Consider the following 13,486-nt stretch of genomic DNA (forward strand, 5'->3'; position numbering starts at 1 on the left):
TTAGCGCCCAAAAATCATACAAAAAACCAATTATTTGCTTAAAAAATCCTCTAAAAACTTAGTAAACATTACTTGTGCTTTTTTGGCATAAGGTCCGGAACGAAAACTTGATTGTTTTTGATTCCTTGGAAAGATATTGTTCTTTGACATATTGGTATGGGTAAAAAAGGTTAAAGGGAAAGGAGTTCACTAAACAACATACATGAGGCTGCTTGTTTAGCCGTAGGGTGAGGGTATATTGCCACTCACTAAGTACCCTAATATTGATAACAGACAGCGTAGGGCGGTTCTTGCTATTTGTAGGGTAGTGACAACTGAGCCCTTCCGATATTGAATCAATCAGTTCATACGGATAATCACAGTTTGTAGAGTATACACAACAGGGTGACTCTTATTGTAACAGGATTTTAGCCTATAGATGGTCACAATCTGTAGGGTAGTAACAACCGTGGCCTGAGAAACCAAATTTTGTGAAGGCCTGTAGGTGACCACAGTTTGAATACCATATCGTCACCCTGAGCGGAGTGCAACGGAGTCGAATGGGTCTAACGACATAATAGTTAACCCTATACAGTTAATAGATATCTCCACAAGGTCAGTATGACGCAACAAAATAAGCAAGTGCAATTTGTAGGGTATACACAACTTACGAGGTGGTCGGCCTAAAAGACTGGGGCCTGTAGATGACCACAATTTGTAGGGTAGGTACAACTAAACGTTAAGGCATTTCCTCGGTTTTATTCCTGTAGATGATCACAATTCGCCTTCTAGCCCGTCATCTCGCGCGTCCCGAATTTATTCGGGGACCGCAGCGGAGAACCCCGAAGGGCTCTCGGAACGAAAATCTAAAGGCAAGGAGTCAGACTATATAGTTCATAATTCTCTCTACAAGTTGAGATGACGAAATCAAATAAGCAAGCACAGTTTATAGAGTAATAACAACGAGAACTTACTTTTTCAATGCTAAGATTTGCCTGTAGATGGTAACAGTTTGTTGGGTATTGACAACTAGCAGAAAGAGAGATGGGGTATCCTCCTTTATACTTCTACCCGTCATCTCAACCGTAGCGGAGAGATCTAACTATATATTATCACAACTTATAGGGGATTCGCAACTAGCTCATGGGCTTCTATCCTTTACATAGGGCATTAACAACGGCAGGGCCTGTTGAAGAAATCGGAGACACCTACATGTAGTCATACTTTGTATACTATATCGTCACCCTACTGTGTCTCGAGAATCAGGAAGCGTAACACAGTACTATCGAATGGGTCCAACGACACAATAGCTATTCCCATATGGTCCATAGATATCTCCACAAGGTCGATATGACGCAAAGAAATGAGCAAATGCAATTTATAGGGTATACACAACTGAGTCTCGTCTACAAAAACTAAGCATTTAATAAACAGACACCTTAATTTACCACTCCTTTACAATCTCCCAGAGGTCGTTCCATTGTGGGTTAAGCTTGTTTATGAGATTCTCTTTCTTTGCGCGACTCCATTTCTTGAGCTGCTTTTCTCTGTCGATGGCTTCTTCAATAGTAGGAAAGGATTCAAAATAAACACAGAGATAGGAATTGTACCTGCTCGTAAACGAATTAGAATAACGCTTCTCTCTATGCTCAACCAACCTTGAGTATAAATCAGAAGTCACTCCAATATAGAGTACAGTTCGGTTCACATTAGTTAATATGTATATCGCACCACCTCTTTCCATAGGATTAAGTTACTAAAAATTAAACAACATACAGGAGGCTGCTTGTTCAGCCGTAGGGTGAGGGCGTATTGCCACTCACTAAGTACCCTAATATTGATTGCAGACGAGGTATCCTGTAGGTGATCTCATTTTGTAGGGTATTCACGACATCTGTGCCCCCGAGTAGCTCGGTAGGCGACGTGTAGATGATCACAGTTTGTAGGGTATTAACAACGGCTTCTACTGTAACCCTTTTGCTTTAATCATCTTAATGAAAATTTATTTGTCCTGTCCCCGTCATCTCGATTGTAGCGCAGCGGAATAGAGAGATCTAGCGAAATAACATTTACCCCTAGACAGTCCATAGATACCTCGACTGCGCTCGGTATGAAATGAATAAGTAAATACAATTTGTAGGGTATTAACAACTTCTGGAACCTTAAAGGTAATGATTTGTAGCCCTGTAGAGGACCACAGTGTGTAGGGTATTCACAACTATAAGTACAAATTATGTGTAAAAGAAGGCCTGTAGATGATCACAATTTGTAAGGTAGTAACAACTAAACTATGACAATACATGAGTCATTAACCTTGTAGATGATCACAATCTGTAGGATACACAAAACTTAAATCATCTTTGATTCAAGATACTGATCGCCTATAAGTGGGCAGAGCTGACCTCCATCACGTCATTTCGATTGAAGCGTAGCGGAATAGAGAAATCTAAAAACATATAACATAGTCCATAGATTTAACTGCGTTGAGCCCCACGTCACCTCTCCACAAGGTGACGTGGGGTTATTCGGTAAAATTTAAACAACAGACAGGAGGCTGCTTGTTCAGCCTTAGGGTGAGAGTATGCCGCCACTCACTAAGTACCCTAATATAAGCGTAGAATAACCATGCATAGTCACAGCTGATAGGGGAATGACAACTTGGGTCTACACCTGATTCCGCAAGAATTACCTGTAGATAATCACAATTTGTAGGGTAATTACAACGCGAGCTCTTTTGGTCCATTGGAAAACAATCCTGTAGATGGTCACAATCCCCGAACTATGCCGTCATCTCGAACGAAACAGAGAACCCCGAAGGGCTCAACGAAGTTAGATCTAACGACTAGAATTAACCCTACATAGTCTATAGATCTCTCTATTCCGCTTCGCTCCAATCGAGATGACGGGAATTACGAAGCAAGCGCAATTTGTCGGGTAACAACAATACGGACCTAGGAAATAAATTAACAAACTACAACTACCAGAGTACACACAACTATAGTCTTGAAGCGCAATCTATCCCCCATACCAATACGTCTAGCAAATAAAACACAACTGCGGTAGCCTTGGCAACAAAAGATAAAACTAGCAAAACGCTGAGGTTATCCGCAGTTATTTGACAACAAGCAAAAAACCAAATCATGAAACTAAACAACACACAGCTACACCTCTCCCTTCTAAAAGAAGGAAAAGAGAAAGGCCTAGACTACTTTTACAAAAAATATTTCGACCAATTCTGCTATCGGGCCGAACGAGCTACCGATGACCTGTGTACAGCAGAAAGTATTGTACAGGAAGCTTTCTTTCGCCTTTGGCTCTTCCGCGAACAGATTGAAGACAGCGAGTCTCTTTTCAACTTTCTAAAAAAGCAAATCCGAGCCGCTATCGGTGTCTACTTTACTAAATCCAGAAATAGATTTCAACGAAGCTTACTTCGATTGGATGGTATTGAAGACTATCAAGAATTTATGTTAGGCTATGACATGGAAGAAGAGGGAGAAATAGACACCATATACATCGAACGCTTGGAGGAAGAAAAACAGGTTCAGCTTGATAAACTTAATAACCTAATCCCTCACCTGTCTGAGCAGCAACAGCAATTCATCAGGCTTTGTCTTAAATACAGTTTTAATTACGAACGTATCGCCTATTATTTAGGAGGCATCTCAGACTATGAGGTTAGTATTCAGGTAGAGAAAACCATTGATACGCTCAAAACGATTTTCAATAGTCAAGACAAATTAAACATCTTGAATAAACCGACAAAGCTGACAATAGAGGGCGAATTTTCTGATGAGCAAGCCGAAGTGCTGCGTATGCGCTACGATTTACAGATGTCTTTCGACGAGATATCAGAAGCCCTTAAGCTAAATTCTTCCATCGTCAGAAAAATATTTATCGAAGCAAGAGCTAAAGTTAAACCCACTAAAAGAACAGCATAATCATGGAAAAAGACAATATCGTACTCACTAGAAAAATACAGCTTCATATCGACTCTGACGATAAGGATAAACGCTCTGAATATTATAAAACCCTATTCGAATGGCAAGATGTCGTATTCCGGGGAGCCAATATGGTCATGTCGCACCAATATATCCAAGAGCAGATGAAAGACCTCATCTATCTACAGGATGATGTTAAAGTCAAACTAGCCGACCGCAACAAGGATGAAGAAGGCATTCTAAATACGTCGCGGATGAATACGACCTATAAAATATTATCCCGTTATTTTAAAGGAAAAATTCATTCCGATATCCTATCCTGCATCAACATGACGCTCATCAAGACTTTTAATAGCGAAAGACTAGATTATTGGAAGGGTGTCAAGTCGCTGCGGAACTATAAGAAAGATATGCCTATCCCCTTCTCGGGAAGCCAAATCAAGCTCAGTAAGGATGAAAACAATAGAGACTTTAAGTTCATGCTGTTTAAAATTCCTTTCCGAACCTATCTGGGTAAAGACCGCTCGGACAAGCGCGTATTATTGCAGCGGGCACTTGTGGGTCAAATCAAAATCTGTGGTAGCTCGATCAAGATCGTTAAAGGGAAGATCTTCCTGCTACTCGCCTTAGAAATGCCCAAGAAACAACATGAGCTAAAAGATCATGTCATTGCCGAGGCGTCTCTAGCCGTAGAGCATCCTATTACCGTGCAGATTGAAAAAGACAGTTTTCAAATCGGTAATAAGGAAGAATTCCTGTACCGTCGTATCGCGATACAAGCAGCGAGACACCGTATCCAACGGGCTGCGGCATTCTCCAGAGGTGGACACGGTCGCAAGAAAAAGCTAAAAAGTCTCGAACATTATGATCAGAAAGAGAAAAGCTACGTTGATAACAAGTTACACCTCTACAGCCGAAGACTGATTGATGTCTGCATCAAAGCCCAAGCTGGCACTCTCCTGCTCGTCAACCAAAGTCTAAAAGAAGAGGTCGCCAAAGAAGACGAATTCTTATTGCGTAACTGGTCATACTATGGACTTATCGAGAAAATAAAGTACAAAGCAAATTTGGCTGGAATCCAAGTTATTATTGAATAAATAAAATCCTTGATTATAAAGAAGCACATGGGGCTATATCAAAAGTAGAATTTACCGTAATTTCGACTGTAGCGCAGCGAAATGGAGAACCCCGAAGGGCTCTCGGAACGAAAATCTAAAGATTTGAAATTTAAGTTTTTAGATTTCTCGACTGCACTACGTTTCGCTCGAAATGACGTGAGAGTTTCAATTATGATACAGCCCAATATGAAAGAAAAGGGATTATCTTCGTAAAACAATCCCTTTTTCTAAACTGAATATATTTAAAATTATAAAGACTTTCATGCTCCCATTAAAGGATCTGTGACACTATCTTTACCATTTTCTATTCTACCGGCATATCTTCTGCTAAACTGGGAGCCTGGATCGAGGCTCTTAATTTCAAGATCGTACCAGCGGTATACATGTTTTGTCTTGATCTTTATTTCCTTCTTCTTGGATGCAGCAATCAGCATAGGAGCAGAATCAGCATTTTTGTAATGATCCGTAATCTGAAGTGTAATCGCATGGCTATTTCTATTGTGAATAGTCAAGACAATTTCTTCATCAGCAGCCCTGTAGGATTGTTCGATCAGGATATTATTGGATTTCTGGTCTCCTTGGTACGATCTATAATACCCGTTTGGCCCATGTAGCACCAAGTGATACGCCTGCTGTTCAAATTCATCCAAGGACCAAGCGTAAGAAACAGACTTTCCAGCTGAAGCAGCGAAAGCCCAATTGGCCTTATCTTTTTTGTAGCCATGCGCATAGACATTGAAGGCTGCACCCAAGGACTTTTTCTTAAACAGCGATGCAGAAGCTTCCATACGTAGCACCAACTGTCTGTTCTCTATATTTTCTTGAACATATAGTTCGTAGTTAAGCGCATTGGACGGCTTAGTCCCTTGTTCCTGCGCCGGGAGTAAATTCCGGTATTTTCCTTGCTTTATGAGCGTACAGTCTTGCTCTTCGAATTTGCGAAAATTGTTGGGAAGAGGTTTTTCCCGTGCATTATTGATCGCCAAGATCTGGCTGTTGCGATCTAGAAAGTCAGGAAATTTGAAGTTCCCTTTTTGAAAAGGTCTGAACGCAGATGTTAGATCTCCAGTGATCGCCCGCCGCCAAGAACTAATATTATCCTCAACAAGATTTACTTTAAATTTTTGTTGGACAAAGTGTTCCACAAATTGGATCGTAGACGTAATGTCAAAGACCTCAGAATTAACCCAACCGCCTCGGGACCAAGGCGAAGCTATAATAAGAGGCACCCGATAGCCCAACCCCACAGGTCCTTCGGTAGCGTAGTCCGGATCTATACCGTAAGCAAGCTCTTGCTCTCTACTAACATACTCTGTGCTGTAATCAAGGTCGGCACTTGTCGCACCAGTACTCGAATCGCCCGGTTTGGGCGCTACGAATGGTGGTACATGGTCAAAGTAACCATCATTCTCATCATAGTTAAGGATAAAGATGGTCTTCTTCCATACCTCCGGATTTTCGGTCAAAATCTGTAAAAGCTCAGATACATACCAAGCTCCATACATGGGAGCACTAGGATGATCAGAAAAATACTGCGGCGCGACCAACCAGGATACGGTAGGCAGCTGCCCGTGGCGTACATCTTCTCTAAACTGATACAGGACATCCCCCTTGGGTACGGTAATCTCTTGTCCGTCGATCTCTACGACCTGTGTATTGTGATAGTCTGGGTCTCCCTCATTGGTCTGAAAGGCCCGTTGGTGCAGGGACTTTGTAAACGTATCCAACCGATCAAATTTGTCAGCGCTATAATTTTCAGATTCCCTTTTAAAACTTTCCAGCTGCTGTTCCTTCTGTTCAATTTTCTGCTTTAACTTTTGATCATTGCGGTTGCCTAATTCATCTTTCATCTTTTCGATTTCGAATGGTAACTCTTGTATACGTCGCTGGTAAAAGTCAAGATGGCTCTTTTTGAAGCGAACCTTATATTGACTAAACCATTCCAGATTATTGTCTGTAAAATTGCCAAGCCAGCTTTCGTCTGCACCACTCAAATCATTCTGCACGCTCACTTCATTTTGATAAACCTTCCAACTGATGTTATTTTTCTCCAGTAACTCTGGGAATGTACGCCAATGCGCTTCCTTATTGAAGTATACGTCAGAATTTCTAACCAGAGGTTTTGCGCCCTTCTCAGGAACACATTTGCCTGTCCAAAAAAAATGTCTGTTGGTCGTAGTACCTGTAATAGAAGAACAGAAGTGTTGATCACATATCGTAAATGCATCTGCAAAAGCGTAATAGAATGGGATATCTTCACGGGTATAATATCCCAATGTCAAGGGTAGATCCCGATATTGCTTATTGCCAGATCGCTTGGATTCTAACCAATTGTCAAACCGGCCATTGTTCCATGCCCCTATCTGATTTTCCCAAGAATGAGGTAGATCTCGTGTCCAAGCCGCATTAGAGTTTTTAATATCAAGACGAAACGGCGCATAAGTTTCTCCATTCTTATTAGACTGCAACCATACTGGATTTCCATTGGTAAGGCGCAACGCTCTAGGATCATTGAAGCCCCGGACACCGCGGAGACTGCCAAAACTATGGTCGAACGAACGATTTTCCTGCATGACCATGACGATATGCTCTGCATCCAAATAAGTACTGCCATACGCAGGATCGATACGCAATGCTGCCTGAATAGCCGATGGAAGGCTATTGAATAATCCAAAAGAACCCGCTAGCATTCCTGCCTTTTTTATAAAATCTCTTCTGCTTTCCATTTAGATTGTTTAAAGTATGAAGGTGCCCATGGAGAGCACCTTCTAATATAGTTTTAATACATTTTATTTCAAAATCCACATCAGCTGGTTGATATCGTCACCCCCTCCGAATTGGCGCTTGACCGCCTCGTCTACGTTTTCGATGTTGTAATCAAACTCCGAACTTGGATACTTCCAAAGCGTACCCTCTACCGATTATACGGATACTCCTGTATCCAGTTAAATCTACGTTTCATCAGTTCAAACTCTTCAGGTTTCTGTTTGATCAGCTTAATCACTTCGGTACGATCATCAAACACTTTCTTCAAGAAAATATCACCGTTGTCGGCAACAGAATAATCAAATGTATAGTTGTTTAACGATATTTTCTTTTCTCCAGGATTGATTTTTGGTTCTATAGAAGATTTCTTATAGTACTTATCCCGAACTGAAGCATGCCCTTCATATTCAAAAACAATCGACATCCAATCTTGAGGTATGCTCTTGCGCTCCGTCTTATCATCGGCAATGAAAGGTCCAGGCTAGTCCCATAGGAGAGAACTCGCCCAAAGGCTGCATCAGTCTACCTAACCCCGGCGGCGGCATTTGTGAGTGTGTCAGTTTGATTACACCGTAGTTAATCAACATGAAGGCTATATAGTATCTCGTGATAGCTGTCAACCAATAATAGCAGGTATTGTAGCTTTTCCTATTTCTGTCCAAGACGGACCAAATAGCCGTTCCAAAAACAGCTACAAACAAAAAGACTGTGATAGAAACCCAATCGTATGAAGTATCTCCACTTCCATTGGTATAAATAGCATAATCGTATTGATAACTCAGAATGTTAGACGCAAACCAATGGCAGACTTGGCGTATAGGTGTCATAAGAAATTGGGTCAAATAACCCAAAAACGAAAAAGCTCCATTATTCTTAAACAGAATAAATAATAGAATAAAAATAAAGGCAAAGCGAAAACCTATTTTAGCAGAAATGCTCCAAGGTTGATTGGTCATAGTTTATAATTGCTGATCTGACAGCATAAATATAAACAAAAATCTGATCTGCTAAAGTGAAGACACCCTGTGGTTAAGGAGTTTTAACAATCTTTAATATTTTAGCTCGTAGGTGTTCCACAACGCTTCAAGTATTTATAATACCATACGTCTTTAAGATTGGAGATAACGACTCCCTGTTTGGTCGAAACATGTACAAATTTTCCATTTTGCAGGTACACACCTACGTGATCGATATCACGGCCACCAAAGGAGAAAAAAACTAAATCTCCCTCTTTGAGCTGATCGTCGTATTTTCGCTTAATATTTTGTGCCATATCCCTAGAGGTGCGTGGGAGATCTTTGCGATACACCTCATTATAGACCATCCCTACAAAAGCCGAACAGTCGATCCCGGAGCGCGTAAGTCCTCCCATACGATGTGGACTTCCCATCCAATCATCAATAAAAGAATAAAGATCCGCATTCATATCCCGAGAATCTGTACCAAGTAACTCTGCATAATAGGCGGTAAGATTGCCCTTGTTCTTTGTAGTTGTGGAATTGTTATTCCCTGTTGTCGGCTTATGTCCATGGCCGTACAGTGTTTTCTTTTTGGCACCACAGGATGCAAAAATGAGAGGTACGAGGAGCAGTAATAGAGATAAGTTTTTCGTTAGTGTCATAGTATATCCTCTTATTTATACGAATATAGTCGCTCACAATAATACTATAAAACAGATAGTTTTCCACATTTGTGATTTAAATAGGTCCTATTTAAATCATAAATCAGTCAAACCCCATATACAGCTCAATACAATTATATCAAATCCTTTTGTACAAACACGCATAATTACACTAAATTTGTAAACATGAAAAACGCACTCAACCAGTGGTTATTAGTACCGCTCTGCATCCTATCGCTAGGCACTTATACCAGCTGTAATAGCACTCCGCAGCAAAACAACAACAGTCCCCAGGTCAGAGACAGCATACCTCAGCAAACTATAGAAAGCGCAACAGACGATACGCTATCACATCGTGATATTGGCTTTGGTCTATTCAATAATTTGCGTAATCAGATTATCTTAATCGATGATGAAGAGCGACCTACAGACGAAAAGAAACTCGAACATGCTTGGGTCAATTCGCAATCCTATAGATTAGATTTTGCTAAAATCCAAAAAGAAGGAAATGCCTATAATGGAAGACAAACACCCGATAATTTTGACAATATCCCTGGTGCTGTTTTCAATCTAGCAGAAAAAGTAAAACCGGGCGAGGCATACGTCCTACTTTGCGATGCTATTTTTTTGAAAAACAGAAAGCCACTTACTCTCAACAACACCTTTGTAGATGCTTCGGCCAGTAGCGTAACCTCCGAACTGAAAAAGGCATACGACAGATCGATAACCAACGCCAAACTCATTGCGACGACATCACAAAAGGACAGTATCTTCTTAGTGCAATTAGCTCCGATAGCAGATAGCCTGACTGTCGTACTCGTAACAAAAAGAAATACTACTTCAACATTGTTCACTCAAGAATTTAAAGCCGAGTACAATGAGATGAGTACCTGGCGGGTGGATGATGGAGGTCAATTCCCTATGGAGGATTTTACTATACTAAATGCGTTTGAGCGCCATGGTAAAATAGAACTGGTTACCTCGTTCCCAGGGGCCGAAGGTGGCAACTTCTCATTCATAGTCCCCAACAGTCAAAATAAGTATCAGTACATTAAAGAAGCATATGTATATTGGTCTCCATTGTAATTGAGTTGGTTGCAAAGCCTATTTTTAACATTAAATAACTGATACTCTGAAAAAAAAGCACTAATTTGAGCGCAATTTTATGAAACTGTACAATCCGGCCTTTCCTCCTAACGAAGAAGACTCCGTCTTATTGAGACGGTATCTTCAGGCTAATGATATGGAAGCGCTAGGGACCTTGTACAGCAAACATGCCGAAATGGTATACTACGTATGTTTGCGCTACTTCAAAGAAGAGGAAAAAAGCAAAGACAGTGTGATGCAAATCTTTGAAGAATTGATAACTAAAATTAAAAAACAGGATATCGAAAGTTTTCCTAAATGGCTATATGTCGTAAGCAAGAACTATTGCTTAATGGACCTACGATCAAAAAAAGGTAAACTAGAAATTTCGGTGGACGAATTTGTGGAATTTCCTACGAATATGCATCAGGAAGAAAGCTATCTTGAAAAAGAAGGAAAATTATCTTTATTGGAGCACTGCATAGAAAAGCTTCCAGAAAAGCAAAAGGTAACTGTAGACCTTTTTTTTATCAACGAGCATTGTTACAAAGAAGTAGCGGAAATAACAGGGTATAGCATGAATGAAGTGAAAAGCTACATTCAGAACGGGAAGAGAAATTTAAAAAACTGTATGGATAAAACCGATGCGTAAACTCACTTTCGATATAGACCACCTACGCAAGTATATCAATGGCGAATTATCTGCACGAGAAATGCACGAAGTAGAACGTGCTGCTCATGAGGATGAGATGCTGACGGATATACTGATGGGAATGGAAATAGAGAAAGAGCAAGGATCGAATTCTATACCACTGGACAGTATCCGCCAACAGATTAATCAGCGCACGCAACATCGAGGTATTAAGCGACCATTATGGCACAATCGATACCTGCAGATTGCTGCATCGATCGTATTGTTAGCTACTGTAGGGATTTTGTTCTGGCACCAACAGGATAGCAGACCTACAACAGAGCAGGCCATCGCAAGTAAGTCTCCTGAATCAATAAGTGCCCCTACACAGGCAGACATTCTGGAAGCAACAGCACATGATAGTACTAATCATGTGTTGGCGCATGCAACCCCTCAGCCCTCGACAACGCATCCGGAAAACACACAGAGTGAAGTACAAGCGTCTTCTGGAAATAGATCCCTCACTCCTCATGAAAAGCATATATTAGCGTATACGCCGGTGGAAAAGAATGTGGAGCTTTCGCAAGATATAGCTGGAACCTTAAACTTAGGACATCCAAAACACGAGAGCGATGTGATTATTATCAACACAGAAGCGACAGATAAATCAAACTTATTGGCTTCCAACTCTAGAAAGCAGCTTCAGTCTAAAGTCCCTGACGCTCGGGTAAGTGTTAACCCGAATAATACGCCATCGGCAGCACAGATGAGAGCAAGGCTCAGTAATATGGGCTTAGATCCACAAACCAGCTTTATTTTGGGTCAGGTTATTGATCAACAATCTAGACAACCCCTTGCTGGAGCTGCTGTAAAAGATCTTCAAAACGACAACGTGGTAGTCACCGATGCAGAGGGGCGTTTTGCATACGCTGCAAATAGCAAAAAGAACTTGGAAATTAATGCTAATGGCTACAATGCAAGGGAAATTGCTGCTGAAAGTGGCGAACAAACTATCTTACTGTCCCCAAAAGAGACTAAACCAGAAGAAGTGAGTACCGGTAGCACTACCAAAATCACTAGGAGCACACCTTCCGTAGGTTGGGAGAAATACCTGGCTTACCTTCATGAAGAAATCGCAAAACATACCAGCTCGAACTATACCTTTAACCTCCAAATGGAATTGGATAAGAAAGGTACTCCGACTCGTATCTCTGTATTGAAGTCTTCTGACAAAACGTTAAATCCAAAAGTAATCTCTTTAGTAGAAAAGGGGCCATCCTGGAAAAGAGGAACCGATTGGAAAAATATTTATCTGCAAATAAAATCCTTATAAATATTTCTCAGAAGTCATTTCGAACAAGAGATAACAAAATGAAATCTATCGTTCGAAATGACAATCGATTATTATTGCTGAATCGTACTAAGTCGAATCGGTAAGGTGTAAGCAACCCGAACAGGAATTCCATTTTGGATACCAGGGCTCCATTTCTTCGCCCTTTTCAAAAGCTTTATTGCCTGATCGCCGGTACCATAGCCCAAATCTTTGACGACCTCAAAAGAACTCAATCCACCATCTTTCTCAACCACAAAAGACACTTGAATAACTCCGGCGGCCTCATTATCGACAGCTGCCGACGGAAATTGATAATTTACAGCCACCCAATCCACAAATGCTTTCATTCCCCCCGGAGGCATAGGCATTATTTCTACCGACGTAAATGTACCATTCTCATCGCCTCCTCCCCCTGTCACATCTCCAATCGAACGACCGATGGAACCCCCATCTCGTTTTTCCTTACCAAACGTACCCTTAGGAATCAACGTCCCCCCTTTTTCACCCTTCATAGAAATTGCCGCAATCATCTTTTTGGGTGCTAAGGTCTCCGATGTAGCGATCACATCTTCTTTGACCGATGCCCGGTCTGTGGGATTAATTTCCGTAAATTTCACCAGATCGACAGCAGGCACATCCTGAGCTACTTGTTGCACATCTCCCTCTGTCTCTTTAGGCTTGACAATTTCCTCCTCTATTGGTAAGGAGTTATCAATCTCCACCACCGTCAGACTCATCTCAGGCGTTGGCTGATTCGACGTAATTTTCGGTGTAGGCTCAATGAAAGATAGGCCACACAGAGCAGCAACAATCAATACAACCCCGCCTAATGAAATCTGGATCGCTTTCTCTCCAAAAAGTCTTAACTGATAGGCTCCATAAGCTTTGTTCCGACCAACAAAAACGACATCCATCCATTCTTTGTTGAAAATAACTGACTTTGAAAATAGCATAGCAATAAAATTAAAGGTTTATAACTCTGTTTAATGCTATGATGACCCGCTCTAGCTT

11 protein-coding genes are annotated in these 13,486 nt (G+C 41.1%); 5 read left to right on the forward strand and 6 right to left on the reverse strand.

The annotated features are described in order from the left end of the window. Positions 1 to 1,423 precede the first annotated feature (1,423 nt). Positions 1,424 to 1,723, reverse strand: a complete 300-nt coding sequence (locus B5X76_RS15520) for a GIY-YIG nuclease family protein (RefSeq protein WP_079644458.1) — start codon at positions 1,721 to 1,723, stop codon at positions 1,424 to 1,426. Between the two features lie 1,396 nt (positions 1,724 to 3,119). Here B5X76_RS15520 and B5X76_RS15525 point away from each other — a divergent pair. Next, positions 3,120 to 3,920 carry a sigma-70 family RNA polymerase sigma factor gene (locus B5X76_RS15525; protein WP_079644459.1) on the forward strand — a complete coding sequence of 267 codons (801 nt, stop codon included), beginning with the start codon at positions 3,120 to 3,122 and terminating at the stop codon, positions 3,918 to 3,920. Positions 3,921 to 3,922: 2 nt separating this feature from the next. Continuing rightward, positions 3,923 to 5,017: a hypothetical protein gene (locus tag B5X76_RS15530; protein ID WP_079644461.1), complete on the forward strand. Its 1,095-nt coding sequence runs from the start codon at positions 3,923 to 3,925 to the stop codon at positions 5,015 to 5,017. Positions 5,018 to 5,298: 281 nt separating this feature from the next. Here the strand turns inward: B5X76_RS15530 and B5X76_RS15535 are convergent, their stop codons facing one another. The 4 genes from B5X76_RS15535 to B5X76_RS15550 form a co-directional block, all read right to left on the reverse strand. Next, positions 5,299 to 7,764 carry a phosphocholine-specific phospholipase C gene (locus tag B5X76_RS15535; protein ID WP_079644463.1) on the reverse strand — a complete coding sequence of 822 codons (2,466 nt, stop codon included), beginning with the start codon at positions 7,762 to 7,764 and terminating at the stop codon, positions 5,299 to 5,301. 188 nt (positions 7,765 to 7,952) lie between these two features. Then, positions 7,953 to 8,228: a hypothetical protein gene (locus B5X76_RS15540; protein ID WP_079644465.1), complete on the reverse strand. Its 276-nt coding sequence runs from the start codon at positions 8,226 to 8,228 to the stop codon at positions 7,953 to 7,955. Positions 8,229 to 8,262: 34 nt separating this feature from the next. Continuing rightward, positions 8,263 to 8,760, reverse strand: a complete 498-nt coding sequence (locus B5X76_RS15545) for a hypothetical protein (RefSeq protein ID WP_079644467.1) — start codon at positions 8,758 to 8,760, stop codon at positions 8,263 to 8,265. 101 nt (positions 8,761 to 8,861) lie between these two features. Then, positions 8,862 to 9,425, reverse strand: coding sequence for a C40 family peptidase (locus B5X76_RS15550; protein WP_079644469.1), 564 nt, complete (start codon positions 9,423 to 9,425; stop codon positions 8,862 to 8,864). A 186-nt stretch (positions 9,426 to 9,611) separates the two neighbouring features. Here B5X76_RS15550 and B5X76_RS15555 point away from each other — a divergent pair, with 186 nt between their 5' ends. From B5X76_RS15555 to B5X76_RS15565, 3 genes are all read left to right on the forward strand, one after another. After that, positions 9,612 to 10,511 carry a hypothetical protein gene (locus B5X76_RS15555; RefSeq protein WP_079644471.1) on the forward strand — a complete coding sequence of 300 codons (900 nt, stop codon included), beginning with the start codon at positions 9,612 to 9,614 and terminating at the stop codon, positions 10,509 to 10,511. A 79-nt stretch (positions 10,512 to 10,590) separates the two neighbouring features. Continuing rightward, positions 10,591 to 11,163 carry an RNA polymerase sigma factor gene (locus tag B5X76_RS15560; protein WP_079644473.1) on the forward strand — a complete coding sequence of 191 codons (573 nt, stop codon included), beginning with the start codon at positions 10,591 to 10,593 and terminating at the stop codon, positions 11,161 to 11,163. Further along, positions 11,156 to 12,475, forward strand: coding sequence for a carboxypeptidase-like regulatory domain-containing protein (locus tag B5X76_RS15565; protein WP_079644475.1), 1,320 nt, complete (start codon positions 11,156 to 11,158; stop codon positions 12,473 to 12,475). Before B5X76_RS15560 ends, B5X76_RS15565 begins: the two co-directional genes overlap by 8 nt. A gap of 71 nt (positions 12,476 to 12,546) precedes the next feature. Here the strand turns inward: B5X76_RS15565 and B5X76_RS15570 are convergent, their stop codons facing one another. After that, positions 12,547 to 13,428, reverse strand: a complete 882-nt coding sequence (locus tag B5X76_RS15570) for an energy transducer TonB (RefSeq protein ID WP_079644477.1) — start codon at positions 13,426 to 13,428, stop codon at positions 12,547 to 12,549. Between the last annotated feature and the right edge of the window lie 58 nt (positions 13,429 to 13,486).

This window comes from Sphingobacterium nematocida (assembly GCF_900168125.1).
In the GTDB taxonomy this organism is placed as follows: domain Bacteria; phylum Bacteroidota; class Bacteroidia; order Sphingobacteriales; family Sphingobacteriaceae; genus Sphingobacterium; species Sphingobacterium nematocida.